The 26345-nt window shown below is 41.1% G+C and carries 25 protein-coding genes and 1 tRNA gene; 23 read left to right on the plus strand and 3 right to left on the minus strand.

Annotated elements, in window-relative coordinates; all coding sequences use genetic code 11:
* Positions 1 to 26 precede the first annotated feature (26 nt).
* The 17 genes from secA (at position 27) to whiA (ending at position 19080) form a co-directional block, all read left to right on the plus strand.
* Positions 27 to 2558, plus strand: a complete 2532-nt coding sequence (gene secA / locus MGG13_RS03225) for a preprotein translocase subunit SecA (RefSeq protein WP_239035356.1) — start codon at positions 27 to 29, stop codon at positions 2556 to 2558.
* Positions 2558 to 3659 (plus strand): peptide chain release factor 2 gene (prfB, locus tag MGG13_RS03230; protein WP_239035357.1). Its coding sequence is split into 2 segments (ribosomal slippage): positions 2558 to 2629 and positions 2631 to 3659, totalling 1101 coding nucleotides; the frame shifts between segments, so codons are not numbered across the junction. Before secA ends, prfB begins: the two co-directional genes overlap by 1 nt.
* 51 nt (positions 3660 to 3710) lie before the next feature.
* Positions 3711 to 4031, plus strand: a complete 321-nt coding sequence (gene cccB, locus MGG13_RS03235; protein WP_239035662.1) for a cytochrome c551 — start codon at positions 3711 to 3713, stop codon at positions 4029 to 4031.
* 109 nt (positions 4032 to 4140) lie between these two features.
* Positions 4141 to 5073, plus strand: a complete 933-nt coding sequence (locus MGG13_RS03240) for a C40 family peptidase (protein ID WP_239035358.1) — start codon at positions 4141 to 4143, stop codon at positions 5071 to 5073.
* Positions 5074 to 5232: 159 nt separating this feature from the next.
* A complete protein-coding gene (locus MGG13_RS03245; protein ID WP_165983029.1) occupies positions 5233 to 5667 on the plus strand; it encodes a CHAP domain-containing protein in 435 nt (144 codons plus the stop codon).
* A gap of 81 nt (positions 5668 to 5748) precedes the next feature.
* A complete protein-coding gene (locus MGG13_RS03250; protein WP_239035359.1) occupies positions 5749 to 6288 on the plus strand; it encodes a TlpA family protein disulfide reductase in 540 nt (179 codons plus the stop codon).
* Positions 6289 to 6297: 9 nt separating this feature from the next.
* Positions 6298 to 6528 carry a DUF2198 family protein gene (locus MGG13_RS03255; RefSeq protein WP_239035360.1) on the plus strand — a complete coding sequence of 77 codons (231 nt, stop codon included), beginning with the start codon at positions 6298 to 6300 and terminating at the stop codon, positions 6526 to 6528.
* 104 nt (positions 6529 to 6632) lie between these two features.
* On the plus strand, positions 6633 to 8609 hold the full coding sequence (gene uvrB, locus MGG13_RS03260) for an excinuclease ABC subunit UvrB (protein WP_239035361.1): 1977 nt from the start codon (positions 6633 to 6635) through the stop codon (positions 8607 to 8609).
* A 4-nt stretch (positions 8610 to 8613) separates the two neighbouring features.
* Positions 8614 to 11442 (plus strand): excinuclease ABC subunit UvrA, encoded by a 2829-nt coding sequence (gene uvrA, locus MGG13_RS03265; RefSeq protein WP_239035362.1) that lies wholly within the window; start codon positions 8614 to 8616, stop codon positions 11440 to 11442.
* Positions 11443 to 11531: 89 nt separating this feature from the next.
* Positions 11532 to 12458 carry an HPr(Ser) kinase/phosphatase gene (gene hprK, locus MGG13_RS03270; RefSeq protein WP_133430812.1) on the plus strand — a complete coding sequence of 309 codons (927 nt, stop codon included), beginning with the start codon at positions 11532 to 11534 and terminating at the stop codon, positions 12456 to 12458.
* Position 12459: 1 nt separating this feature from the next.
* Positions 12460 to 13302 carry a prolipoprotein diacylglyceryl transferase gene (gene lgt / locus MGG13_RS03275; protein ID WP_239035363.1) on the plus strand — a complete coding sequence of 281 codons (843 nt, stop codon included), beginning with the start codon at positions 12460 to 12462 and terminating at the stop codon, positions 13300 to 13302.
* Positions 13280 to 13753, plus strand: coding sequence for an acyltransferase (locus tag MGG13_RS03280; RefSeq protein ID WP_239035364.1), 474 nt, complete (start codon positions 13280 to 13282; stop codon positions 13751 to 13753). The genes lgt and MGG13_RS03280 overlap by 23 nt, the downstream gene beginning before the upstream one ends.
* A gap of 8 nt (positions 13754 to 13761) precedes the next feature.
* The gene (locus MGG13_RS03285; protein ID WP_239035365.1) at positions 13762 to 15174 is read left to right on the plus strand and encodes a tetratricopeptide repeat protein; all 1413 of its coding nucleotides are present in this window, start codon (positions 13762 to 13764) and stop codon (positions 15172 to 15174) included.
* A 54-nt stretch (positions 15175 to 15228) separates the two neighbouring features.
* On the plus strand, positions 15229 to 16164 hold the full coding sequence (trxB, locus tag MGG13_RS03290) for a thioredoxin-disulfide reductase (protein WP_133430808.1): 936 nt from the start codon (positions 15229 to 15231) through the stop codon (positions 16162 to 16164).
* Positions 16165 to 16245: 81 nt separating this feature from the next.
* Positions 16246 to 17148 carry an RNase adapter RapZ gene (gene rapZ, locus MGG13_RS03295; RefSeq protein WP_133430807.1) on the plus strand — a complete coding sequence of 301 codons (903 nt, stop codon included), beginning with the start codon at positions 16246 to 16248 and terminating at the stop codon, positions 17146 to 17148.
* Complete coding sequence (locus MGG13_RS03300; RefSeq protein ID WP_133430806.1) at positions 17135 to 18115, plus strand: gluconeogenesis factor YvcK family protein; 981 nt, start codon at positions 17135 to 17137, stop codon at positions 18113 to 18115. Before rapZ ends, MGG13_RS03300 begins: the two co-directional genes overlap by 14 nt.
* Positions 18116 to 18129: 14 nt before the next feature.
* The gene (whiA, locus tag MGG13_RS03305; RefSeq protein ID WP_133430805.1) at positions 18130 to 19080 is read left to right on the plus strand and encodes a DNA-binding protein WhiA; all 951 of its coding nucleotides are present in this window, start codon (positions 18130 to 18132) and stop codon (positions 19078 to 19080) included.
* Between the two features lie 18 nt (positions 19081 to 19098).
* Here the strand turns inward: whiA and MGG13_RS03310 are convergent, their stop codons facing one another.
* The 3 genes from MGG13_RS03310 to clpP all read right to left on the minus strand — a co-directional run bounded on the left by MGG13_RS03310 (position 19099) and on the right by clpP (position 22003).
* Complete coding sequence (locus tag MGG13_RS03310; RefSeq protein WP_239035366.1) at positions 19099 to 19827, minus strand: hypothetical protein; 729 nt, start codon at positions 19825 to 19827, stop codon at positions 19099 to 19101.
* A gap of 64 nt (positions 19828 to 19891) precedes the next feature.
* On the minus strand, positions 19892 to 21271 hold the full coding sequence (locus tag MGG13_RS03315) for an alkaline phosphatase (RefSeq protein ID WP_338041222.1): 1380 nt from the start codon (positions 21269 to 21271) through the stop codon (positions 19892 to 19894).
* 138 nt (positions 21272 to 21409) lie between these two features.
* Positions 21410 to 22003, minus strand: coding sequence for an ATP-dependent Clp endopeptidase proteolytic subunit ClpP (gene clpP, locus MGG13_RS03320; RefSeq protein WP_239035367.1), 594 nt, complete (start codon positions 22001 to 22003; stop codon positions 21410 to 21412).
* Between the two features lie 147 nt (positions 22004 to 22150).
* Between clpP and MGG13_RS03325 the strand changes: the two genes are divergently transcribed.
* From MGG13_RS03325 to MGG13_RS03350, 6 genes are all read left to right on the plus strand, one after another.
* Positions 22151 to 22222: transfer RNA gene (locus tag MGG13_RS03325), tRNA-Arg, on the plus strand.
* Between the two features lie 106 nt (positions 22223 to 22328).
* On the plus strand, positions 22329 to 22631 hold the full coding sequence (locus tag MGG13_RS03330) for a hypothetical protein (protein WP_239035368.1): 303 nt from the start codon (positions 22329 to 22331) through the stop codon (positions 22629 to 22631).
* On the plus strand, positions 22618 to 22863 hold the full coding sequence (locus tag MGG13_RS03335; RefSeq protein WP_239035369.1) for a glutaredoxin family protein: 246 nt from the start codon (positions 22618 to 22620) through the stop codon (positions 22861 to 22863). The genes MGG13_RS03330 and MGG13_RS03335 overlap by 14 nt, the downstream gene beginning before the upstream one ends.
* A gap of 113 nt (positions 22864 to 22976) precedes the next feature.
* A complete protein-coding gene (locus MGG13_RS03340; protein ID WP_239035370.1) occupies positions 22977 to 24017 on the plus strand; it encodes a sugar-binding transcriptional regulator in 1041 nt (346 codons plus the stop codon).
* Between the two features lie 16 nt (positions 24018 to 24033).
* Positions 24034 to 25047, plus strand: a complete 1014-nt coding sequence (gap, locus tag MGG13_RS03345; protein WP_239035371.1) for a type I glyceraldehyde-3-phosphate dehydrogenase — start codon at positions 24034 to 24036, stop codon at positions 25045 to 25047.
* 100 nt (positions 25048 to 25147) lie between these two features.
* A complete protein-coding gene (locus tag MGG13_RS03350) occupies positions 25148 to 26338 on the plus strand; it encodes a phosphoglycerate kinase (RefSeq protein ID WP_239035372.1) in 1191 nt (396 codons plus the stop codon).
* Positions 26339 to 26345: the final 7 nt, after the last annotated feature.

Genomic DNA, 26345 nt, shown 5'->3' on the forward strand with positions numbered 1-26345 from the left:
AGATGGTAACTAAAGGAGAGAAAAACATGGGATTCATTAAAAAGATGTTTGACGGCAATAAACGTGAAGTAAAATCATTGTCTAAAATTGCAGATCAAGTTGATGGTTTCAAAGATGTCATGGCAGCAAAAACAGATGATGAACTGAAAAACATGACCGTTATGTATCAGAATGAACTGAAAGAAATAGAAGATTATAGAGCACAGCAGGATTATCTCGATCGCATTTTACCGGAAGCTTTCGCGGTGGTGCGCGAGGCATCGATGCGTGTCCTTAAAATGTTCCCTCACCCTGTACAGATCATGGGTGGGACTGTTCTTCATCGCGGGGATATCGCAGAGATGAAGACCGGTGAAGGTAAGACACTGACGGCTACAATGCCCGTCTATTTAAATGCACTGACAGGACGAGGTGTGCATGTAGTTACCGTCAATGAATACTTATCAAGCACGCAGTCTGAAGAAATGGCACAGCTTTATAATTTCCTCGGCCTGTCTGTCGGTCTTAACTTAAATAGTAAGACAACGGCTGAGAAACGTGAAGCTTACGCGGCTGATATTACATACAGCACGAATAATGAACTCGGCTTCGACTACTTACGGGATAACATGGTGACGTATAGTGAAGAACGGGTCATGCGTCCACTTAACTTTGCCATCATCGATGAGGTCGATTCTATCCTGATTGATGAAGCGAGAACGCCTCTGATTATCTCTGGTCAGGCTGAGAAGTCAACAGGTATGTATATTCAGGCAAATGTCTTCGTTAAGATGCTGAAACCTGATGTGGATTATAACTATGATGAAAAAACAAAAGGCATCCAGTTATCAGAAAGCGGTATTGATAAAGCAGAGAAAATGTTCAAAGTGGATAACTTATATGACGTGAAAAATGTCAGCCTGATGCATCACATCAATATTGCACTGAAAGCTCATCGCTCTATGCTGAAAGATGTGGATTACGTCGTTGAAGATGGTGAAATTGTTATCGTCGACCAGTTCACTGGACGTACAATGCCTGGTCGCCGTTTTTCTGATGGTGTCCATCAGGCCATTGAAGCAAAAGAAGGCGTGGAGATTCAAAACGAATCTAAAACGATGGCTTCAATTACATTCCAGAACTTCTTCCGTATGTATAACAAACTGTCCGGTATGACAGGGACAGCGAAAACAGAAGAAGAGGAATTTATCAGTATTTACAATATGGTTGTCACACAGATTCCAACGAATAAACCAATTGCGCGTGAAGATAATGCCGATTTAATCTTCGCATCAGAAAAAGGGAAACTTGGAGCTGTAGTTGAAGAAGTGATTGCCCGTCATAAAGCAGGACAGCCCGTTCTGTTAGGTACTGTAGCAGTTGAAACGAGTGAATATATTTCAGATCTGCTTAAAAAGCGTGGCATCCGTCATAATGTACTGAATGCCAAAAATCATGAGCGAGAAGCAGAGATTGTAGCGAACGCGGGCCAAAAAGGCGCTGTGACGATTGCAACGAACATGGCTGGTCGTGGTACAGATATTAAACTCGGTGAAGGTGTTCAGGAAATCGGTGGGCTCGCAGTTATCGGTACAGAACGTCACGAATCTCGTCGTATCGATGATCAGCTTCGTGGTCGTGCAGGTCGTCAGGGAGACCCAGGTTTCAGTCGTTTCTATCTGTCACTGCAGGATGAACTTATGGTCCGTTTCGGTTCTGAGCGTATGCAGAATATGATGACGCGTCTCGGCATGAATGACGAGGTACCGATTGAATCTAAAATGGTGTCACGTGCTGTAGAATCTGCTCAGAAACGAGTAGAGGGGAATAACTATGACAGCCGTAAACGTGTCCTTGAATATGATGATGTACTGCGTAAACAACGTGAAATTATCTATAAAGAACGTAATGACATCTTAGAGCAGGAAGACTGTTCAGCTCAGGTTCATTCAATGATTCAGGAGTCAGTCCGTCGTGCAGTTAACGCGCATTTCACAGGGGAAGACGGTCGGCAGGACTACGAAACATTCATCAATTACATTGAAGACATGTATATTCCTGAGGGCGACTTAAAAGAAGAAGAAATTGCCCGCCGTGATAACGATGAAATATATAATGTCGTCATGGATCATATTGATGTACAGTATAAACGCCAGGAAGTTCAACTGGGCGAACAGATGCATGAATTTGAGCGCATGATTCTCCTTCGTACGATTGATATGAAGTGGACAGATCATATCGATACGATGGATCAGCTGAGAACAGGTATCCATTTACGTTCATACGGTCAGATCAACCCGCTACGTGAATATCAGAATGAAGGTCTCACAATGTTTGAAGATATGCTTGATAACATTGAAGATGACGTTTCTAAATATGTACTTAAATCCATCATCGATAAAGGTGAGCAGGTAGAGCGTGAACAAGTGGCTCAAGGCGAAGCCATGGTCGCAAATGATGGTAAAGAAAAAGTGAAGAAACAGCCTAAGCAGGCTGAGCCGACTATCGGACGAAATGAACCTTGTCCATGCGGCAGCGGCAAAAAATACAAAAACTGTCACGGAAGAGATGAGAATTAATGGAAGCATTCGAAATCAAGAATACTCTTTCATCAATAGATGAAAAATTAAATAGTTTCAGGGGGTCTCTTTGACTTAGAGGAAAAAGAGACGAATATACAGGAATACGATGAAATGATGGCTGATCCAGGCTTCTGGGACGATGCAAACAAAGCTCAGGACATCATCAATAAAAGTAATGCCTTAAAAGAAGTGGTCAATGGCTATCAAGCGCTGGCTGAAGAAAAAGAAAATATTGAAGTCATGCTTGAGATGGTTAAAGAAGAAAGTGATGAAGAGATGGAAGCGGAAATCGCTGAAAACTTAAGAAGTCTCAGCGAGGATGTCGATCAGTTTGAACTGAAGATGCTGTTAGATGGTGAATATGATGCTAACAATGCCATCCTTGAACTTCATCCAGGTGCCGGAGGTACGGAGTCGCAGGACTGGGGTGCCATGTTATTACGCATGTACCAGCGTTTCAGCGATAAACAAGGTTTTAAAGTAGAGACCATTGATTACCAGCCGGGAGACGAGGCAGGTATTAAAAGTGTGACGCTATTGATCAAAGGACACAATGCTTATGGTTATTTAAAAGCCGAAAAAGGCGTCCATCGTCTTGTGCGTATATCACCATTTGATTCATCTGGCCGGCGTCATACATCTTTTGCTTCATGTGAAGTGGTGCCTGAATTTGATAACGATAATATTGAGATCGAGATTAATCCGGAAGATATCAGTGTGGACACGTACCGTGCGACAGGCGCAGGTGGGCAGCACATCAATACGACTGACTCCGCCGTTCGTATTACCCATCAGCCGACCGGTATTGTGGTGACTTGTCAGAACGAACGTTCACAGATCAAAAACCGTGAACAGGCGATGAAGATGCTGAAAGCGAAGCTCTACCAGCGTAAACTGGAAGAGCAGGAAGCAGAGATGCTTGCTATACGTGGTGAACAGAAAGAAATTGGCTGGGGTTCTCAGATTCGTTCATACGTCTTCCACCCGTACTCAATGGTCAAGGACCACAGGACAAACGCTGAAACAGGAAACACATCAGCCGTCATGGATGGCGACATCTCACTTTTTATTGATGCTTACTTAAAAAGTCAGCTGTAATGGTTTAGCAGATGTATTATAATGGTAAGTGTAAATAATAAGGGGGAATTGCTGATGAAAAAATGGTTAGTAGGTACAGTTTTAGCAGGAACGCTAGCTCTTGCAGCGTGTGGCAACGGAGAAGAGACGAAAACAGCAGATAATAGTAACGCAGATTCTGGATTAACAGCGTTCCAGAATAATTCATGTGTCGGCTGTCATGGTAAAGACTTAGAAGGTGCAAGCGGCCCGAACCTCACTCAGGTAGGCGCTAAATACTCTAAAGCAGAAATTGCAGATATCATCAAAAATGGTAAAGGCAATATGCCTAAAGGTCAGGCTCAGGGCGAAGACGTCGATAAAATTGCTGAATATTTAAGCAAACAGAAGTAATATTACAGTTATATAAAGATATCATTGAGTCTATATCTTTACAGGTTCCCCTGTGCTATATTTGAATCAAATTTGTGAATTTGATTTAAAGGCGGGGGAATTTTTTTATATGAAGAAAGTAATCTTAACACTGACTTTAGCAACAACATTATCAGTGACATCTATAGCCGGCGCAGATGCAGCTGAAAAAGCGCATGCCGGAGAATATAAAGTGAAAAAAGGCGATACATTATTAAAAGTAGCTGATAAATATGAAATTTCTACGTTACGTCTCAAAAAATGGAACAACCTTAAATCAAATCAATTAAAACCAGGTAAAATCTTAATCGTTGATGAGAAAAAAGTGAAAAAGTCACATGAATTTAAAACGATGCTGGATCCAAAAATCGATATTGTCAGAACTGAAAAAAAGTCTGAAGCTAAAATTACAGAACCCGCTGCAGAAGGACGATACCAGGCCGCTGAACCAACCATCACCGTTAAATCAGAACCTGAACAAGCAGCAGCGCCTGTTATGAGACCGCATGATGAAGAAGTCAACGTCATCTCCCCGGAAACTTATGATTTTGAATCAGCAGAATCTGACTCACCGATCATCAGACCACACGATGAAGAGAACAATTTTATCTCACCTGAAACATATCATTTTGATGCCACAGATACTGAAACAAAACTCGAACGGTCAGAAGTCAAAATAACTTCTTCAAACCGCATTGCTCAGATTGCACTGAAAATTGCAGCCAATAAGTCTTATGTCTATGGTGCCAATTCATCTACACAAGTCGATTGTTCTTCTTTTGCTCAACAAGTTTTCGCTGCTATGGGTAAATCTCTGCCACGGACGACTTACCAGCAGATGGCAGTTGGAAAACGAGTCACTTCTCCAGTTGCAGGAGATCTTGTCTTCTTTAATGAGGGCAGTCACGTAGGTATCTATATTGGCAACGGCCAGATGGTGGATGCTCTAAATTCGAAAGAAGGCGTTAAGCAGCGTGCAGTCAGTTATATTAACGGTAGTGTGACAGGTTATTATAGATATTAAAAGACGGCGAAAGCTGTCTTTTTTGTTTAATTTTATAGAAATATGTCTATAAGTATATATTAGGTAACAGTTATATTACGCTTAAGTAACATCGGATTTTGCTCTCATTTTCTATGCTATTATCATCTTACTAAGAAAATGTTGGAGGAACAATTCACGATGAAAAAAATGATGCTGTCGATCTTAACTGTCCTTATGTTACTGACTATCTCTACTGCTGTTGAACAGCCTACTGCTCAAGCTTATTCAAATCCTGTAAAATATAAAGCGGCTAACTACTACACATGGGGCAGCTGTGCATACTACGCATTCAATCGTCGTGCTCAACTCGGACGCTATGTTTCCAACCAATGGGGCAATGCAAGAAACTGGGCATACAATGCATCACGCTACGGTTATACGGTGAGCCGTAAACCTATTAAAGGTTCTGTCCTTGTTTCACAATTAGGCTACTATGGTCACGTAGCAGTTGTTGAGAAAAAATATACAAATGGTTCAATTGTTGTATCAGAAATGAACTATCCACGTCAGGGCGTTAAAACATACCGTACAATTCCTAGCTATCAAGTACGTAATTTCCAATATATCTATTAATTTTTAGAAAGGATAAACGAATTTGTTTATCCTTTTTTTTATGGATTCTTGTTATAATAGCGAAGGAGAAGGAGGCAGAATATGAAAAGAATCTTGATGTGGGTATTGAGCGGTATTTTTATGCTGCTGGCGGCATACAGTGTATATACTGTCATCAATCAGGATACGACAGAGTTGAAAGTCAGCGGACAAGCGCATTACATAAACGACCGCAATATCAGCAAGGAGCCGGTGCAGAGTTTGGAAGGAGAGAAACTGAACTTAGGCCGTGAACTGACAGCTGACATTAATATCATTAATTTCTGGGCCTCCTGGTGTGAACCATGTAATAAAGAAATGCCTGAACTGATCAAATACAATCAGCAGAAGCCGAATCACATTAAGCTGATAGGAATGAACGTCCAGGATAAAGAAAAGGGACGAGACGCGTTTCTTAAGAAGTATCAGCCTGATTACTCGATTGTTACTGGTATTGAGGATATGGTCAAAGATTACAAAATCTATAATATACCGACAACTATTTTTGTGAGTAAAGAGGGTAAGGTCCTCTCGACTTATGTCGGCGAACTGGATGCCAGTAAACTGGAGACTCTTGTTCAGGAAGTGGAAGGGAGATCATAGATCAGTATTATGATATGGTATATACTTGCTTCTTTTCTGCCGGCTATCATGGTGATTATGTTCAGTATGATGATAAAAAATAAATATACAGGATTAGCGTTAGCCGCTTTAGTGATAGGGGTATCTGTCTACAAAGGCTTTTTTCATTCAGAAATGATTGTGTTTCTTGATACTCTCTCGCTGATGCTGGGCTATTTTGCAGTTGATCAGCTGAAGCTGGATCAAACGATTCATTATTAATAGACACGGTCGCAAATGCGAACGTGTTTTTATTTTGAGAGCGAACAGATGTTTGTATTTTTAAGGTTATATTTGCTAAAATAGATACGTTAAGGAGGGGTTACATGGAACATCATCCATTTAAACTACAGTCAGAATTTAAGCCCGGCGGGGATCAGCCGGCAGCGATTAAAAAGCTTGTAGCCGGTATTAAAGAAGGTAAACGTTATCAGACATTGCTCGGTGCAACAGGTACAGGTAAGACGTTTACAATGAGTAACATCATCCAGGCAGTCGGCAAACCCACATTGATTATTGCGCATAATAAGACGCTTGCAGGTCAGCTGTACAGTGAGTTTAAGGAGTTTTTCCCTGATAACCGCGTTGAATATTTTGTCAGCTACTACGATTACTATCAGCCGGAAGCGTATGTTCCCTCTACAGATACATTTATAGAAAAAGATGCCTCAATTAACGATGAAATCGATAAATTACGTCACTCAGCGACAAGTGCACTTTTTGAGCGGGATGATGTAATCATCATTGCATCGGTGAGTTGTATTTACGGTCTCGGTAACCCGGAAGAATACAAGGATATGGTGGTCAGCGTAAGAACAGGTATGGAGATGGATCGTAATGCGCTGCTCCGTAAGCTTGTAGATATTCAGTACACAAGAAACGATATTGACTTTCAGCGCGGGACATTCCGTGTACGCGGGGACGTCGTCGAGATATTTCCTGCCTCACGTGATGAGCAGTGTGTGCGCGTCGAGTTTTTCGGTGATGAAATAGATAGAATACGTGAGATCAACTATTTAACAGGTGAAGTGCTGAAAGAGCGTGAACACTTCGCTATCTTCCCGGCCAGTCACTTCGTTACACGAGAAGAAAAAATGAAAGTAGCCATCGAACGTATTGAAAAAGAGCTGGAAGAACAGCTGAAAGTATTTCGCGCCGAAAATAAACTGCTGGAAGCCCAGCGTCTCGAGCAGCGTACAAACTATGATATTGAGATGATGCGTGAGATGGGTTTCTGTTCAGGTATCGAGAACTATTCTGTACATTTAACACTGCGCCCAAAAGGCTCGACGCCTTATACACTACTGGATTATTTCGGAGATGACTGGTTGATCATGGTCGATGAGTCGCACGTCAGTCTGCCGCAGATTCGCGGTATGTATAACGGTGACCAGGCGCGTAAAAAGGTACTGGTGGATCATGGTTTCAGATTGCCAAGCGCACTGGATAACCGTCCTCTTAAATTTGATGAATTTGAAGAAAAAGCACAGCAGTTTGTCTATGTTTCTGCGACGCCCGGTCCATTTGAAATTGAACATACTGACGAGATGGTTGAACAGATTATCCGTCCGACAGGATTGCTTGACCCTATTATTGAGGTTCGACCTTCACAGCATCAGATTGATGACTTGATGGAAGAAGTTCGCGTGCGTATCGAACGCAAAGAACGTGTCCTGATTACGACACTGACTAAAAAAATGAGTGAAGACTTGACCGCTTACCTGAAAGAAGCAGGCATTAAAGTCAACTACCTGCATTCAGAGATTAAGACGCTGGAACGAACAGAGATCATCAGAGATTTGCGTCTTGGTGTCTATGATGTCCTCATTGGTATCAATCTGCTTCGTGAAGGTCTGGACATACCGGAAGTGTCACTGATTACCATTCTGGATGCTGACAAAGAAGGATTCCTGCGTTCAGAAAGATCACTTATTCAGACAATTGGACGAGCTGCGCGTAATGAAAACGGGAAAGTCATTATGTATGCAGATAAAATCACTGACTCGATGCGTACAGCTATAGATGAAACACAGCGTCGACGTGATATTCAGGAAGCCTATAATAAAGAACACGGTATTACACCAACAACAATTCATAAGAAAATCCGTGATGCTATCAGCGCTTCTGTTGAAACCGATGAATCAGTGAAAGAAACTAAACCGAAGAAAAAGCTGACGAAAAAAGAACGTGCAACCCGTATGGAACAAATCGAACACGAAATGAAAGAAGCGGCAAAAACACTGGACTTCGAACGTGCGACAGAGCTGCGTGATATTCTATTTGAACTGAAAGCAGAAGGGTGAACTTATGAAAAATAAAGAAATTGTCGTTAAAGGAGCAAGAGCTCATAACCTTAAAGATGTAGATATAAAAATACCGCGCGATAAGCTTGTCGTGATGACAGGCTTATCTGGCTCGGGTAAGTCCAGTCTTGCATTCGATACAATTTATGCAGAAGGCCAGCGTCGTTATGTAGAATCATTAAGTGCTTACGCCAGACAGTTTTTAGGACAGATGGATAAGCCTGATGTTGATACGATTGAAGGCTTATCCCCAGCTATCTCAATCGATCAGAAGACGACTAGTAATAACCCGCGAAGCACAGTATCAACCGTGACAGAAATCTATGACTATCTACGTCTGTTGTTTGCTCGAATCGGGACACCTTATTGTCCGGTCCATAACATCAAGATAGAATCTCAGACCATACAGCAGATGGTAGACCGTATTATGGAGCTTGAAGAACGTACTAAAATACAAGTGCTGGCTCCCATTGTTTCCGGTCGTAAAGGTGAACATAAGAAGCTGATTGAAGACATCGGTAAGAAAGGTTATGCCCGTCTACGCATTGATGGTGAGATGGTGGAAATCGGAGATGACATTAACTTAGCGAAGACATCAAATCATGATATCGATGTCATCATTGACCGATTAGTCGTCAAACCGAATATTGAGAGCCGTTTAGCGGACTCTCTGCAAAATGCACTGGAACTTGCTGAAGGCAATGTGGTGATAGATGTCATCGGCGAGAAAGAAATGAAGTTCTCTGAAAATCATGCCTGTCCTAAATGTGGTTTTTCTATAGATGAGCTGGAACCAAGGATGTTCTCGTTCAATAGCCCGTTCGGTGCCTGTCCTAGCTGTGATGGTCTTGGGACAAAGCTGACGGTCGACCTCAGTCTCGTGATACCGGATGAATCCATTAGTCTCGCTGATGGCGCTCTCGTACCTTGGCAGCCGATCAGCTCGGAATATTATCCGTCTCTTCTTAGACAGACAGCCAAGCATTTCAAAATTGATATGAAGAAGCCGTTTAATAAACTGACCAAAAAAGAGCGTGACATTATCTTCTACGGTTCACCGGAGCAGATAACTTATAAATTCAGACAAGATAATGGTGTCAGCCGTTCAAGAACAATGGCCTATGAAGGAATCGTCAACAATATCGACCGTCGTTTCCATGACAGTCCTTCTGATTTTACACGTGAGCAGATGCGTAAATATATGACAGAAGAGGTCTGTGAGACATGCGAAGGCTACCGTCTGAATGAACAGGCGATGGCTGTTAAGATTAACGGCGAGCATATTGGCCAGGTTGTTAAACGTTCAATCGGTCAGGCTCTTAAATACTATGAAGAGATTGAACTGACAGAAAAAGAGAAGATGATTTCCAATTTAATCATCAAGGAAATCACTTCCCGACTTTCTTTTCTGAATAATGTCGGACTGGAATATTTGACGATGGATCGCCGTGCGGGGACATTGTCAGGTGGTGAGGCGCAGCGTATCCGCCTTGCAACGCAGATTGGTTCACAGCTGACAGGTGTCCTTTATATACTGGATGAACCGTCTATCGGCCTGCATCAGCGCGACAACGACCGACTCATCTCTTCGCTCGAATCTATGCGTGATTTAGGTAATACACTCATTGTTGTTGAACATGATGAAGACACGATGCTTGCCGCAGATTACCTCATTGATATCGGACCGGGTGCGGGTGTTCATGGCGGACAAATTGTAGCGGCCGGCACTCCAAAACAGGTGATGAAGAACTCAAAATCACTTACCGGTCAGTATTTAAGCGGTAAGAAACAGATTGATGTGCCTGATACACGCCGCGAACCAGACGGACGATATATTAAAATCAGAGGTGCACGTAGTCATAACTTAAAAGACATCGATGTTGATATTCCGCTAGGTGTCATGACAGTAGTGACCGGCGTATCCGGATCAGGAAAAAGTTCTTTAGTGAATGATGTATTATTTAAAGGACTGGCACAGGAAATCTATAAGACTAAGGGAAAACCTGGTGCCCACGATTCGATAGAAGGCATTGAACATATCGATAAAATCATCGATATTGATCAGTCACCGATTGGACGTACTCCGCGTTCAAATCCTGCCACTTATACAGGTGTATTTGATGACATCCGTGATTTATTCAGCCAGACAAATGAAGCGAAGCTCCGCGGTTATCAGAAAGGCCGTTTCAGTTTCAATGTCAAAGGTGGACGATGTGAAGCTTGTAAAGGTGACGGTATCATTAAGATTGAGATGCACTTCCTGCCTGACGTCTACGTACCTTGTGAAGTCTGTCATGGTAAACGTTATAACCGTGAAACTCTGGAAGTCACATACAAGGATAAAAGCATCGCAGATATTCTGGAGATGACAGTGGAAGACGGCTATCATTTCTTCGAGAATCATCCGAAGATCAGTCGCAAATTGAAGACAATAGTGGATGTCGGACTAGGGTATGTGGCGATGGGTCAATCAGCCACGACGTTATCGGGTGGTGAAGCACAGCGCGTTAAACTGGCATCAGAACTTCATCGTCGTTCAAATGGGAAGACGCTGTATATTTTAGACGAGCCGACAACAGGTCTTCACGTCGACGATATTGCCCGTTTACTTAAAGTCCTGCATCAGCTGGTCGAAAATGGTGATTCTGTCATCATCATCGAGCACAATCTCGATGTCATTAAAACGGCTGACCACATTATTGATCTAGGACCAGAAGGAGGCGACGGCGGGGGTACGATTCTCGCAGAAGGAACGCCTGAGATGATAATGGAAGTGAAGGAATCCTACACCGGTCAGTATTTGAAAAAAGCAATAGAGCGCACGAAGAATTAAGTATAAATCCGCATTGAACGATGCGGATTTTTTGTTTGATTGTATTTCAGTTGGAAGTTCATTAAAATTAAAGCATGGAGGATTATCAAATGAATAGTGCTGAACTACAGAACCATTTTAATTTTAAATTAGTAGCCGGAGAAAAAGGGCTCGGTCGAACCATCAGCAACACGGATATTTCAAGACCCGGACTCGAGATGGCAGGGTATTTCTCCCATTACTCATCTGACCGTATACAGCTCTTAGGGACTACGGAAACTTCTTTCTTTGAGATGCTCAGTAAAGAAGATAAAGCAGAGCGCATGAACAAGCTTTGTCGTAAAGAAACACCGTGTATTATCATTGCACGGGGCATAGAAGCACCGGAAGAGCTGGTTGATGCCTGTAATCGGCGCGATACACCTCTTTTCAGCTGTGAAGATGCGACAACGAATTTAATCAGTCGCTTAACAAGTTACCTTGAAACACAGCTTGCGCCTGCGACAAGTCTGCACGGTGTACTGGTCGATGTATATGGTATTGGTGTCTTAATCACGGGTGACTCGGGCGTCGGTAAAAGTGAAACTGCACTGGAACTTGTTAAAAGAGGACATCGTCTTGTAGCCGATGATAATGTAGAAATCAAAGAAGTATCGCGTAATATTCTGATGGGCAGTCCGCCAAAACTCATTGAACATCTGCTTGAAATCAGAGGACTCGGAATCATCAATATCATGACATTGTTCGGAGCAGGCTCTATTCTGCCCGAGAAACGTGTGATGCTGAACATCAATTTAGAGACTTGGGACCGTGACAAGATGTATGACCGGGTAGGACTAGTAGAGGAGACTTTATCTATTCTTGATTCTAAAATCACCAAGAAAACGATACCGGTTAAACCTGGGCGGAACCTCGCAGTCATCATTGAAGTAGCGGCTATGAACTACCGTCTGAATAAAATGGGTGTGAACACGGCAGAAGAATTCAACAATCGTCTGAATCAGCAAATAAAAAAACAGTCATTGAAGGAGAACTAATATGTTATTTTCAATCGATCCTATTGCATTTCATGTCGGCTCATGGCCGGTGCGCTGGTATGGTATCATCATTGCGGCAGGTATCCTGCTGGGCTTTCTAGTCGCAAATCGCGAAGCGAAGAAACATGGTATGGCAGAAGATGACCTGATTGATTTAATTGTCTGGCCGATTATCGTCGGCATCATCTGTGCCCGCATTTATTATGTCGGTTTTGAGTGGCACTACTATAAAGAGCACCTTGCGGAGATACCGATGATTATGAATGGTGGGATAGCGATTCACGGCGGGTTGATCGGTGCACTGACAACCGGATATTTCCTTGTCAAAAGACGCAACCGCTCATTCTTCCATATGGCAGACTTGATTGCACCAAGTATTATTCTCGCGCAGTCTATGGGTCGCTGGGGTAACTTTATGAACCAGGAGGCACATGGGGGACCTGTATCTCGTTCGTTTCTTGAGAACCTGATGATTCCTGACTGGATCATCAATCATATGCAGATAGACGGTCTCTACTATCAGCCTACTTTTCTGTACGAATCACTGTGGAGTCTGCTTGGCTTTATCACGCTGCTACTGATCAGAAAACATCTGAGAATCGGTCAGACTTTCTTACTCTATGCCATCTGGTATTCAGTCGGTCGTTTCTTTATTGAAGGCTTAAGAACAGACAGTCTGATGCTGACAGAGCATCTGAGAATTGCTCAAGTGATTTCCCTTGTCATTATTGCGGTCAGTATCATCACATGGATTTACAGAAGTATGAAATATCGTCTGCCGAAATATGGCGACCTTAACTATATTTTACGGAGCAGTAACGATGAGACGCACCGAGCGTCATAAAGTCTCGGGGCCAAATCCGTTATGGAATGTCTATGAAAGACTGCCCTTTGGTCGTACTTTCTTCAATACATTGATCATAGAAATAGGGAGATACTGTCCTTCGATGTCATTGAAGAAGAAATTGTATAAATTAACGGGAATGACGATTGGACATGAGACTTCGATTGCCTATAAAGTGACCCCTGACATTATGTATCCCGAAAAGATTACAATCGGTACAAACTGTGTCATTGGCTTTAATGCGACGATTCTCTGTCATGAATATCTCATAGATGAGTACAGGATAGGTGAAGTCATCATCGGCAATGAAGTCTTGATTGGTGCTGGGGCACTGATACTACCCGGTGTGACAATCGGTGATAGAGCTGTAATAGGCGCAAATACAGTCGTGACAAAAGATGTGCCCGCTAGAACCTTTGCATATGGTAATCCGATGCAGATAAGAGAGTAGGAAACAACATGAACGAAAAAATAGTCAGTCTACCTGTAGATGCGGACGACTACGCACATATTGCTCAAAAGAAAATAAGGCAGCAGTTATATCAGGATGCGATTCCTTATCTGGAGAAAGCCATTAGACTGAACAGCCGGCAGGACTATTATATCGACCTAGCGACTTGTTTAGTGAAAGCAGGAAAGACAGAGGAAGGCGTCCACATCCTGTTCGAAAGAATTGTTAAAGAAGAGGACTTTGCAGTTTATTTTTATCAGCTCAGTCAGATTTACACGGAAATACGTGAACCGAATAAAGCATTTCTATACGGTTTATACTATGTTCAGCTGACAGATGATCAGGATTATTTTGATACACTTAAAACAACATTTGAGGTCACTTATACGAGTCAGACAGCTGTGGAAGCGGAAAGTACGCTGTATGTCGCACAGCAGTTATTTCAGTATTTGTTTTCACATGGACGAATTGATGAATCAATCGACTGGTTAAGCAGCCAGCCGGTCCATATTCAGGAACGTAAAGAGATGCGCAATCTAAAAGCAATGGCCTATCTTTTTATGTCAAAGTACAATGAGGCAGAAGCACTTCTGGAACAACTGCTGACCGAGGACGAAACCGATATTCATGCGCTTTGTCACTATACACTGCTTCTTTATAATACGCATCAGCATGAGAAGTTTAATCATTATCTGCAGCGACTGAATAAGCTGCATCCTATCAATGAGGATGAGTCATTTAAACTGGGAATCGTCCTTAGTTTCCTGAAACAATATTCCGCATCGCAGCAACTGTTATTGCCTATCTATAAGAAAAAGAACTTAAAGAATGCACAGCTGCTTCACGCGCTAAGCTTCAATTATTTTGCATTAGGTCAGGAAAAAGAATCTGAAGAAATGTGGCGTAAATTACAGTCCTTTTCGAAAGCTTCTCCAAGTCCGAAAGAAGTTCATGAAACCAGCCAGTTCATAGAAAAGGATATCGTACCTTTACTTCACAGCGATGACAGACATGCTAGAATAGTCGGCCTTTTCAAGTTGTCACAGCTGCCTTATAAAGAAGCGATTATTTCAAAGGAACTGTGGGATCAGCTGGAACAGATGGGCGATTATGAAAAACTGTATTTGTCCTATATATTTAGCGAACTACAGCTTGTAAAACTTGATTTTATTCATCAAGGGTTAGTGTTGTTATGGCAGCTCAACCAATCTACAGAGCTGCTTCTCAGCTGGGTGGATAAGGCACAGGCATTGATTGAACTGAACGAGCTGAAGGAAGTTTCGGCGTATACAGCTGCGTGTTATTACTTATACATGAAAAGAACGGCTGCGATATCCGTTCAGCACTGTGCAGAACTCTTTCATCTCACCCGTTATCGCTTAAATAAAGCACTCAATTTCTATAAGCAAAATAATATTTAAATCAATGAATTTAGTTTATTCTTATATTACTAAACAAACTTTAAGGAGGATATTATGACTGAACAAAAACAATACGATGTAATTATTATCGGAGCAGGTCCAGCTGGGATGACAGCAGGCTTATACGCGGCACGTGCCAACCTTTCTGTTGTGATGGTGGAACGCGGTATGCCTGGCGGACAGATGGCCAACACAAATGATGTGGAGAACTTCCCAGGTTTTGATCTGATCACTGGTCCTGATCTCTCAACAAAAATGTTCCAGCATGCACAGAAGTTCGGTGCGGAATACGCATATGGAGATATTAAAGGAATCCGTGTAGAAGGCGATAACAAAATTGTCTCACTAGGCGACAAAGAACTTGTTGGTAAAGCAGTGATTATTGCGACAGGTGCAGAATACAAAAAAATTGGTGTACCAGGTGAAACAGAACTGGGTGGCCGCGGCGTTTCTTATTGTGCAGTCTGTGATGGTGCATTCTTTAAAAACCGTAACCTGATTGTAATCGGTGGCGGTGACTCAGCTGTTGAAGAAGGCGTCTACTTGACGAAATTCGCAGATAAAGTAACGATCGTCCACCGTAGAGACGAGTTACGTGCACAGAAAATTCTGCAGGAACGTGCTTTTAAAAATGAAAAAGTCGATTTCATCTGGAATTCAACTCTGAAATCAATTAATGAAAAAGACGGTAAAGTAGGTAGTGTTACTCTTGTTGATAAAGAAGGTACAGAGTCTGAAGTTCAAGCTGATGGTGTCTTCATTTATATTGGTATGCAGCCGCTGACAGGTCCGTTCGTTGACCTTGGTATCACAAACGAAGCAGGTTATATTGTTGCGAACGATCAGATGGAAACAGCTATCCCAGGCATTTATGCAGCAGGCGATGTACGTGTAAAAACATTACGTCAGATAGTGACGGCAACAGGTGATGGCAGTATCGCAGCGCAAAATGCACAACATTACATCGAAGAACTTAATGATAAAAAGTAAATGATTCAGTTCAGATGCGTCCGAATGGGCGTGTCTATTTTTATGAAATTGTGTAAAATGAATAAATAAGGAGGGGACGGCTTGAACTCAGAAGAAGGCATTAAAAAACTGATTGTAGTGACAGGTATGAGCGGGGCAGGTAAATCGGTAGCAATCCAGAGTCTGGAGGACCTGGGTTATTTCTGCATTGATAATTTGCCGCCTATCTTACTGCCTAAGATTGTAGAACTGATGCATGAAAACAATGATTCACTATCTAAAGTGGCGATCGGCATCGATTTAAGAGGTAAAGATTTCTTCGACAACTTATCAAATGAACTGCAGCAAGTGACGAATCTAACGGATATTGTCGTCCAGATTCTTTATTTAGATGCAAAAGACCGTGTCCTCGTCACACGTTATAAAGAAACGCGACGTAATCATCCTTTATCAGAAGGGGGTTCGCCGCTGCCAGCTATTCAGCAGGAACGTCAAATGCTGGCAGATTTACGTGGCATGGCCACTCATATGATAGATACTACAGAAATGAAGCCTAAGGCACTTCGCAGTCATATACTAGAGCTTTTTAATAATGGCAAAGACAATATCTTTAAGATTAATGTCATGAGCTTCGGGTTCAAGCACGGGATTCCGATAGATGCAGATCTTGTATTTGATGTCAGATTCCTGCCGAACCCTTACTATATCGAGACGCTAAGACCATTAACTGGATTGGATGCGTCAGTTTATGATTATGTGATGAAATGGAAGGAGACGACTATATTCTATAATAAACTGATGGACTTGCTGAAGTTCATCATGCCCGGCTATATGCGGGAAGGAAAGTCACAAGTCGTCATCGCAATTGGTTGTACAGGAGGACAGCACCGCTCAGTGGCTCTCGCAGAAAGAATCAGTCATGATTTAAAGGAATTCTTTGATTTTGAACTCAGTACATCTCACCGTGATGCGATGATAGAAGGTAAGATCAATGAGAAGGCTTAGAATTTGTCTGATCGGAGGAGGGACAGGTCTGTCTGTTCTTGCTCGTGGTCTAAAGGCTTACCCAGTTGATATCACGGCTATTGTGACTGTAGCTGATGACGGAGGAAGCACCGGGAAAATAAGGAATGAGATGAATATACCAGCACCCGGAGATATTCGCAATGTCCTGGCGGCTTTAAGCGATGTCGAGCCGTTACTTGAAAAACTGTTCCAATATCGATTTGATTCTGATAATCTGGGGCGACATCCCGTCGGTAATCTCATGCTGGCAGCGATGACTGATATTACTGATGACTTCGGTCATGCAGTAAGAGAGCTAAGTAAAATACTGAATGTTAAAGGAACGGTTATTCCTTCTACTAATACAAGTCCTATTTTAAATGCGGTAATGGAAGATGGCGAAATCGTAGTCGGAGAGTCATTGATACCGACCAAAAATAAAAGAATTGATCATGTCTTTTTGACACCTGCTAAAATACAACCAATGGCTGAAGCAGTAGAAGCGCTGTATGATGCTGATTTAATCGTAATGGGTCCAGGCAGTCTTTATACGAGTATTATGCCTAATATACTCTTGCATGAGATAGCAGAAGCACTTATCAAAAGCACAGCTAAAAAACTGTATGTGTCGAACATCATGACGCAGCCAGGAGAAACAACAGATTACACGGTTTCTGATCACATCAATGCAATTCATAAGCACGTCGGAGCGAGTTTCATTCAGTTTGTCATTGCGAATCAAAAGACATTGAATGAAAAGATATCCTCAAATTATGAACGCCGGAATTCTGCTTTCGTCCATTGTGATACAGAGAAAATTGAAGCACAAGGTATCGAAATATTGACTGATGATCATCTGGTCCTCGTCAATGAGGATTATGCAGTGCGTCACGATAACTGTGTCCTTGCAGAAATGATCTATGAACTGGTTCTATCTGAAGTAAGTACAATTCAGGTAGATGAATAGAAAGGAAGAGTAACGTGTCATTTGCATCTGAGATGAAAAATGAACTGACAAGAATAGAAGCAGATGACTGCTGTAGCAAGGCGGAGCTTGCAGCACTCATTCGCATGAATGGTAACTTAAGTATTTCAAACCGTGAATGGGTGATCAATGTTCAATCAGAAAATGCAGCGATAGCACGCCGCGTATTTTCTTTGATTAAAAAGATATTTGGAGTTGAAATCGAGCTCCTGGTCCGCAAAAAGATGAAGCTGAAGAAAAACAATGTCTATATCTGTAGAATCAAGACAAAAGCTAAAGATATCCTGGGAGAACTCGGAATACTTGTGGACGGCAGCTTTACACATGAGATAGAAGATCACCTTGTCAAAAATGACTGCTGTAAGAGAAGTTACTTAAGAGGAGCTTTTCTGGCGGGAGGATCAGTCAACAACCCTGAAACTTCGTCTTATCATCTGGAGATTTTCTCGTTATATGAAAGTCATTCACGTGACTTAACGAAACTGATGAATGAGTATCAGTTAAACGCCAAAACATTGGAACGTAAAAAAGGCTACATTTCCTATATGAAAGAAGCGGAGAAGATTTCTGACTTCTTAAGTCTGATTGGGGGATACCAGGCACTCCTTAAATTTGAGGATGTACGTATCGTGCGGGATATGCGTAATTCAGTTAATCGACTCGTAAACTGTGAGACGGCTAATCTGAATAAAACTATTAGTGCAGCGATGAGACAGGTTGAGAATATAGAATTGATTGAGCAGGAGATTGGACTGGAAGAATTGCCGGACCGTTTACGTGAAATTGCTAAACTGCGTATTATCCACCAGGATATCTCTCTCAAAGAGTTAGGAGAAATGGTCTCAACAGGCGTGATTTCGAAGTCCGGCGTTAATCATCGGTTAAGAAAGTTAGACGAAATAGCAGAGAAACTTAGAAGTGGTGAACAAATAGACCTAAAAAAATAACAGATGCCGAAGCATCTGTTATTCTTCTTTTCTAAAGACATCGAAAGGCTTGAAGTGTTCTTCTGGAATCGTCAGACTACCTGGTGTTTTATTGTTAACAGAATGAATAGCGGTATGCATGAGCATCTCACGTTTATAGTCATATTGTCTTTTACCAAAACTATTGGCATACTTCACGTAATCCTGATATTTAGGATCTTTTTTATCCAGAGAGTTTAAATATTTCTGATCATCTTCATGCATTTTAAATACTGGATACTTGTTTTCGTTATCACCTGTCTTGATAACATCAACATGTTTAGGATCTGCAGTGATAAAAGTACCGTTTTCCAGCATGTACATTGTCATATTGTCGAACTTCACATCGAGAATGGCATGAAATTCCTGGCCTTCTCCTGCTGGTTTAGTAGGAATACCATGTCCTGTATCTTCTGTGTATAAAACAGTATCGTTATCTTTGACTTTTATCGTCTTATCGATTGTTTCTATTGTCAGTTTAGTCATCGGATATGTTTTTTTAACGCCCGGCTTCAGACTTTCAGTATCCTTGAAGGCTTTGTCTTCATGGTCATGAATATCTTCTTCCTGTGTTTTCTTTGTTTTTTCCTCGGTAGAAGGTTGTTCTGTTGTTTCAGAAGTCGCTTTTTCTTCAGTTGACAGTTGATCCTGTTTGCTTGTAGAATCATCTTTTTGAGCGCAGCCTGTAAGTAATCCCGCCGCGAGCAATATGTATAAATACTTTTGCATCATAATACTCCTTTAAAAAGAAATAGCCCTCTATTACTTCAATAGAGGGCTTTTTAAATATTGATTATTTAATCAGCTTGAAGATTTGTTTAGCGTTGTCTGTATTCTCGATGTTACCTCTCCATAAGCTGCTTGATGGACCGTAACCATATACGTTTACGTCTTCACCAGTATGACCACCAGTAGTCCAGCCAGTTAAGCTGCGAGCATTGACAGGTGCTTCAATCGCATTTTCGATTTTAGTAGCATCTTTAGCAGCAACAGCATCTTTGATAGCTGCCATTTCTTCTGCTTTTAATTCAAAGCCAACATTTGCTTTAATGATTTCTTCTACGTTAGCGCCGTCTTTCATTAATTGAGCACGTAAGTATTCAGGTGTATGTTTCATTTGTTTGATTGGTTGAGTGAACCAGTTGTAGATACCGTTAGCACCGATTGAGAAACCACCAGTAGAGTGGTCAGCTGTAGCGATTACTAAAGTGTTACAGTCTTTTTTAGCAAAGTTGATTGCTTCTTGGAATGCTAAGTCAAAGTCTCTCATTTCGCTCATTGCACCAGTTACGTCATTAGCGTGACCTGCCCAGTCAATTTGAGAACCTTCTACCATTAAGAAGAACCCTTTTTTGTTTGTGTCTAATTTTTTGATAGCTGTTTTAGTCATGTCTTTTAATGAAGGCATGTTAGCATCCCGGTCGATCATTTTAGGCATACCACCTGGTGAGAATAAACCAAGGATCTGCTTATCTTTAGAGTTAGACGCTGCTTTTAATAAACCTTTTTTATTACCAACATATTTGTAACCATCATTTTTGAATTCTTTGATTAAGTTTCTGTCTTTACGTTGGAAGTAATCTTTACCACCACCGAGGATGATATCTACTTTATGTTTACCGTTAACCATTTCATCATAGTAATCATCAGCGATAGCTGGCATGTTTTTACGAGATTCATCGTGTGCACCGTATGCAGCTGGAGTTGCGTGTGTTACTTCTGAAGTTGCAACTAAACCAGTTGATTTACCGACTTCTTTAGAGCGTTCAAGAACTGTCTTAACTTCGGCTTTGTTGTTATCAACAGCAATAGCGTTGTTATAAGTCTTAACACCAGCACTCATTGCTGTAGCAGCAGAAGCAGAGTCAGTGATGTTTTCGTGATCGTCTTCAGCGATAGTACGTTGAGTACCTACTAAATAATGGTCGAATGATACAAGATCCATTCTTTTAGTTGTCGGGTTATCCATCATATAACGGTGAGCAGTAGTAAATGAAGGACCCATACCATCACCAATCATGAAGATGATGTTTTTAGGTGTTTTCTGCTGGCTACATGGAGTTACTTTCTTCGTAGCAGCTTCTACAGTATGTACACCAGTAGAAGTTGGCATTGATGATAAGAAAAGACCTGCAATTACAGATGAAGCAATAACTTTATTAAATGATTTCACAATGAATCCTCCTAAATTAAAATTACATTCTAAATTTATCAGTAAAATGTAAAGCTAAAAGACTATTCTTGTAAATTATATGTAAAGTTAATGTAAATAAAAAAGCACTGAGCATTTGCTCAGTGCTAAACTAAAATTCTATTTTTCGTCTGCTGTTGGATGCATTACGTCATCAATCAGACCATATTCTTTTGCTTCTTCAGCGCTTAAGAAATTATCGCGATCTGTATCTTTCTCGATTTTTTCAATCGGTTGACCTGTACGTTCTGAAAGAATACGATTTAATTTTTCACGTGTCTTTAAGATATGACGGGCAGCGATTTCAATCTCAGTCGCCTGACCTTGTGCACCACCAAGTGGCTGGTGGATCATCACTTCTGCATTAGGAAGTGCAAAACGTTTACCTTTCGCACCTGCAGCGAGTAAGAATGAACCCATCGAAGCAGCCATACCGATACAGATGGTCTGAACATCTGGCTTAATGTGCTGCATTGTATCGTAGATTGCCATACCTGCAGTCACACTGCCGCCTGGCGAGTTAATATAAAGGTAGATATCTTTTTCAGCATCCTGCGCCTGTAAGAATAATAATTGAGAAACGATAGAGTTAGCAACGTTGTCGTCAATCTGAGAACCGAGCATGATGATACGGTCTTTCAGAAGGCGAGAGTAGATGTCATATGCGCGTTCACCGCGGTTAGTAGATTCAATAACTGTTGGAATTAAATTCATAAATAAATCCTCCTTTAAGGTTTGATAATAATATACTATAGATGGTCAAAAATAGTCAAAAGATAGAGCTTATTTTTAATGAGATGTAAGACTTGTATTATTTCATATTTAAATATATAACAATACACGCTATAATATAACTTACTTGCCCTCGTGGTGTAATGGATAACACGTAAGATTCCGGTTCTTGAAATGGGGGTTCGATTCCCTCCGAGGGCGTTCATATTTTAGTATTAAAAAATCTGTCTTTTGCGGCAGATTTTTTTGTATATATCACTGAATAATAGGGTATATATGAGCTAATAGATTCTAGGAGGACAGCCATATGATAAAAGACCGTTTAAAATTTATCATTTTATATGAACTTAAGAAAGGTACTGTACTTGCAAATTTCTTTGGCTGGATTGATACAGACTTGATTAAAGAGTCTTTTATTGAAATGAAAAAAGATGGATTTATTTCTGGTGAAGTAATTGTTGATGATCTTGTGGTTCTTAAGGATATAGAAATTACAGAAGAAGGACGACTTGAACTTGAAGAAATGCTTAAAAATCCTGACTATGAGGAAGGCTACCATCTCTGCTGCGAAAATAACCGCTTGAAGGACTGGGTTTATGGCAAAGCATAAATATGAATTAAAATTATATACTCAGCCGAACTGCTCTTTATGTGAAGAAGCAAAACGACAACTTGAGTTTGTAGATTTAGATATCACATATGAAGAAATTGATATAATTGAAGACGATGAATTAATGATGGCCTACCAGATACGTGTACCGGTTCTGACTTATCAGGATAAAGTAGTGCAGGAAGGAATCATTGATTTTGTCACAGTAACTGAAAACCTCGAACAATATTAAATATTGTTCGAGGTTATTTCTTGCAAATAAAAGTTTATCTTGCTAACATATAGGTGTAACATACTTTGTCCCAACTGGGACGTTTTATGTCTCATTAAGTTGGAGGAAGTCGAATGGATCAAATTTTCGCCGTTCAACAGAGACTGGTTCCAGATTTGATTGAAAAAATGCAACGTCGTTTCAATGTACTGTCTATGATTCATCTTGAACAGCCTATTGGCAGACGTGCTTTAGCAGAGCGACTCCATCAGACTGAAAGGACTTTAAGAAGTGATGTTGAGAGCCTTAAAGCTGAACATCTGATAGATATTCATCCTAAAGGCATGACCATTACGACTGAAGGGCTGGAAGTTTTAACGTTACTCTCAGGGCATATGGAAGTTTACAATGATTTGTCTGCTCTTGCAGCAGAAATCGGTAAACTGACAGGCATCAGAAAATTGATTGTTGTTAAAGGTGATGCAGATGACAGTCAGGAAACTTCGATTAATCTCGGAGTTGAAGCGGGCCGTTATCTCCAGTCATTGCTCGGACCGGATACGAAAGTAACGGTTACTGGAGGATCCAGTACAGCGAGTATGGCGAGCCATCTTGCACATGTTCCATATGATGTCACCTTTACACCTGCAAGAGGGGGTCTTGGTGAAGATATGATTCATCAGGCTAACTTTATCGTCGCTAAAATGGCGGAATCAACAGGTGGTCATTATGAGGCTCTTTATGTGCCGGATCAAGTCAGTGAACAGACTTATCGGAACTTGATTGAAGAACCTTCAATACGTTCAGTGCTCAATCAGATTAGATCAGCAGATATCGTGGTTCATGGTATCGGTAACGCAGCTAAAATGGCAGTCAGAAGAAAAACCGATTCAGATATTCAGAAATTACTGCTTGAAAATGAAGCAGTCGGTGAAGCTTTTGGTTACTATTTTGATAAAAAGGGTAATATTGTGTATAAGGTGCGAACAATTGGTCTGCAGCACGAGGATGTCATCAATAAGAAACATATTATTGCAGTGGCAGGTGGGAGCAGTAAAGTCGATGCGATTGCAGCCTATTTAAAAAATGCACCGAAACAGACAACACTTATTACAGATGAAGCAGTAGCAAAACAGTTATTAAAGGCATTTGCCTTTGACAATAATATAAATTAAAAGGAGGCCATTATTCATGGCAGTTAAAGTAGCAATCAACGGTTTTGGACGTATCGGTCGTTTAGCATTCAGAAGATTACAAGAAGTAAAAGATATCGAAGTCGTAGCAGTAAATGATCTGACAGATGACGATATGCTTGCACATCTTTTAAAATACGATACAACACAAGGCCGCTTCAAAGAGGAAGTACGTGTCGTTGAAGGTGGTTTCCTTGTCAATGGTCGTGTAATCAAATCATATGCTAACCCTAAAGCAGAAGAACTTCCATGGGGAGACCTTGGTATTGATGTCGTATTAGAATGTACAGGTTTCTACACAAGTGAAGAAAAAGCACAAGCGCACATTAAAGCAGGCGCTAAAAAAGTATTAATCTCAGCACCGGCAACTGGTGATCTTAAAACAGTTGTATACAACGTTAACCATGACATTTTAGACGGTTCTGAAGAAATCGTTTCAGGTGCTTCTTGTACAACAAACTGTTTAGCACCAATGGCTCAAACTTTAAATGATAAATTCGGCATCATTGAAGGTTTAATGATGACAGTTCACGCATACACTGGTGACCAGAATACACTTGATGCACCACATGCTAAAGGTGACTTCCGTCGTGCGCGTGCAGCTGCACAGAACATCGTCCCTAACTCAACAGGTGCTGCTAAAGCGATCGGTTTAGTTATCCCTGAATTAAAAGGTAAATTAGATGGATCAGCACAACGTGTACCAGTAGCAACAGGTTCTATCACTGAGTTAACAACTATCTTAGAAAAAGAAGTAACGGTTGAAGAAATCAACCAGGCAATGAAAGAAGCATCTAATGAATCATTTGGTTACACAGAAGACCAAATCGTATCTTCTGACATCATTGGTATCACTTACGGTTCATTATTTGATGCGACACAGACTCGTGTTATGACTGTCGGTGAACACCAAATGGTTAAAACAGTTTCATGGTATGACAACGAAATGAGTTACACTGCTCAATTAGTTCGTACTTTACAACATTTAGCTGAACAAGCACAGCAAGCTTAATCTAGTTAAGCGTAAGCAGGAGAAGATACGCTTCTCCTGCTTATTTTTTTCTAATAAATTGTTATACTGATACTGACACCAATTTTGAGGAGGAATAGTAATGGCAAAGAAGATTGTTTCAGATTTAGAATTGAAAGATAAAAAGGTTCTGGTTAGAGCAGATTTTAACGTCCCTATGAAAGACGGCGAAATCACGAATGACAATCGTATCGTTGAAGCGTTACCTACTATTAAATACATCATTGAGCAAAGCGGTATTCCTGTTATTTTCTCTCATTTAGGTAAAGTAAAAACAGAAGAAGACAAAGAAAAATTATCACTTCAACCTGTTGCACGTCGTTTAGCTGAGTTACTTGGTACAGAAGTCGGATTTACGAACGTCACGCGTGGTGAAAAATTAGAAGCTTCTATTCAGAATCTCACACCTGGCGATGTATTCTTAGTTGAAAATACACGATTTGAAGACGTTGATGGTAAAAAAGAAAGTAAAAATGATCCTGAACTCGGTCAATACTGGGCATCTCTTGGCGATGTATTCGTTAATGATGCTTTCGGTACTGCTCACCGTGAGCATGCCTCTAACGTAGGAATCGCCGCTCATTTAGAATCAGCTGCCGGCTTCCTGATGGAAAAAGAAATCAAGTTCATCGGTGGCGTTGTAGAAAATCCTGAGCGTCCGTTCGTCGCGATTTTAGGTGGTGCAAAAGTATCAGATAAAATCGGTGTGATCGAGAATCTGTTACAAGTAGCGGATAAAGTTCTGATCGGTGGCGGCATGGCGTATACGTTCTTTAAAGCACAAGGAAAAGAAATCGGTAAATCTTTACTGGAAGAAGATAAAATTGAACTTGCTAAAGATTTATTAGAACGCGGAGAAGGTAAGATTGTTCTGCCAGTAGATGCGAAAATCAATGCTGAATTCTCGAATGAAGGCGATATTCAGGAAGTATCAGTAGACGAAATTCCAGCAGATAAAATGGGACTGGACATTGGCTCTAAAACAGTAGAACTTTTCAAAGAACAGCTTGAAGGGGCTAAAACAGTTGTATGGAACGGGCCGATGGGTGTGTTTGAAATGAGCAATTTCGCTCAAGGTACAATCGGTGTTTGTGAGGCCATTGCGAACTTAGAAGGAGCGACAACGATTATCGGTGGTGGCGATTCTGCAGCAGCAGCAATGGAACTCGGCTTCGCTGACAAATTTACGCACATTTCTACAGGTGGCGGCGCGTCGCTTGAGTATTTAGAAGGTAAAGAATTACCAGGTATTAAATCGATTTCAGATAAATAGGAGTGTT

It is taken from the genome of Macrococcus brunensis, from assembly GCF_022343725.1.
Taxonomy (GTDB): domain Bacteria; phylum Bacillota; class Bacilli; order Staphylococcales; family Staphylococcaceae; genus Macrococcus; species Macrococcus brunensis.

What these genes read in the sequence shown, in the direction of transcription:
- secA (WP_239035356.1), top strand. Translation starts at nt 27, where the DNA reads ATGGGATTCATTAAAAAGATGTTTGACGGCAATAAACGTGAAGTAAAA.
- MGG13_RS03240 (WP_239035358.1), top strand. Translation starts at nt 4,141, where the DNA reads ATGAAGAAAGTAATCTTAACACTGACTTTAGCAACAACATTATCAGTG.
- MGG13_RS03245 (WP_165983029.1), top strand. Translation starts at nt 5,233, where the DNA reads ATGAAAAAAATGATGCTGTCGATCTTAACTGTCCTTATGTTACTGACT.
- MGG13_RS03250 (WP_239035359.1), top strand. Translation starts at nt 5,749, where the DNA reads ATGAAAAGAATCTTGATGTGGGTATTGAGCGGTATTTTTATGCTGCTG.
- MGG13_RS03255 (WP_239035360.1), top strand. Translation starts at nt 6,298, where the DNA reads ATGATATGGTATATACTTGCTTCTTTTCTGCCGGCTATCATGGTGATT.
- uvrB (WP_239035361.1), top strand. Translation starts at nt 6,633, where the DNA reads ATGGAACATCATCCATTTAAACTACAGTCAGAATTTAAGCCCGGCGGG.
- uvrA (WP_239035362.1), top strand. Translation starts at nt 8,614, where the DNA reads ATGAAAAATAAAGAAATTGTCGTTAAAGGAGCAAGAGCTCATAACCTT.
- hprK (WP_133430812.1), top strand. Translation starts at nt 11,532, where the DNA reads ATGAATAGTGCTGAACTACAGAACCATTTTAATTTTAAATTAGTAGCC.
- lgt (WP_239035363.1), top strand. Translation starts at nt 12,460, where the DNA reads ATGTTATTTTCAATCGATCCTATTGCATTTCATGTCGGCTCATGGCCG.
- MGG13_RS03280 (WP_239035364.1), top strand. Translation starts at nt 13,280, where the DNA reads ATGAGACGCACCGAGCGTCATAAAGTCTCGGGGCCAAATCCGTTATGG.
- MGG13_RS03285 (WP_239035365.1), top strand. Translation starts at nt 13,762, where the DNA reads ATGAACGAAAAAATAGTCAGTCTACCTGTAGATGCGGACGACTACGCA.
- trxB (WP_133430808.1), top strand. Translation starts at nt 15,229, where the DNA reads ATGACTGAACAAAAACAATACGATGTAATTATTATCGGAGCAGGTCCA.
- MGG13_RS03300 (WP_133430806.1), top strand. Translation starts at nt 17,135, where the DNA reads ATGAGAAGGCTTAGAATTTGTCTGATCGGAGGAGGGACAGGTCTGTCT.
- MGG13_RS03310 (WP_239035366.1), bottom strand. Translation starts at nt 19,827, where the DNA reads ATGCAAAAGTATTTATACATATTGCTCGCGGCGGGATTACTTACAGGC.
- clpP (WP_239035367.1), bottom strand. Translation starts at nt 22,003, where the DNA reads ATGAATTTAATTCCAACAGTTATTGAATCTACTAACCGCGGTGAACGC.
- MGG13_RS03330 (WP_239035368.1), top strand. Translation starts at nt 22,329, where the DNA reads ATGATAAAAGACCGTTTAAAATTTATCATTTTATATGAACTTAAGAAA.
- MGG13_RS03335 (WP_239035369.1), top strand. Translation starts at nt 22,618, where the DNA reads ATGGCAAAGCATAAATATGAATTAAAATTATATACTCAGCCGAACTGC.
- MGG13_RS03340 (WP_239035370.1), top strand. Translation starts at nt 22,977, where the DNA reads ATGGATCAAATTTTCGCCGTTCAACAGAGACTGGTTCCAGATTTGATT.
- gap (WP_239035371.1), top strand. Translation starts at nt 24,034, where the DNA reads ATGGCAGTTAAAGTAGCAATCAACGGTTTTGGACGTATCGGTCGTTTA.
- MGG13_RS03350 (WP_239035372.1), top strand. Translation starts at nt 25,148, where the DNA reads ATGGCAAAGAAGATTGTTTCAGATTTAGAATTGAAAGATAAAAAGGTT.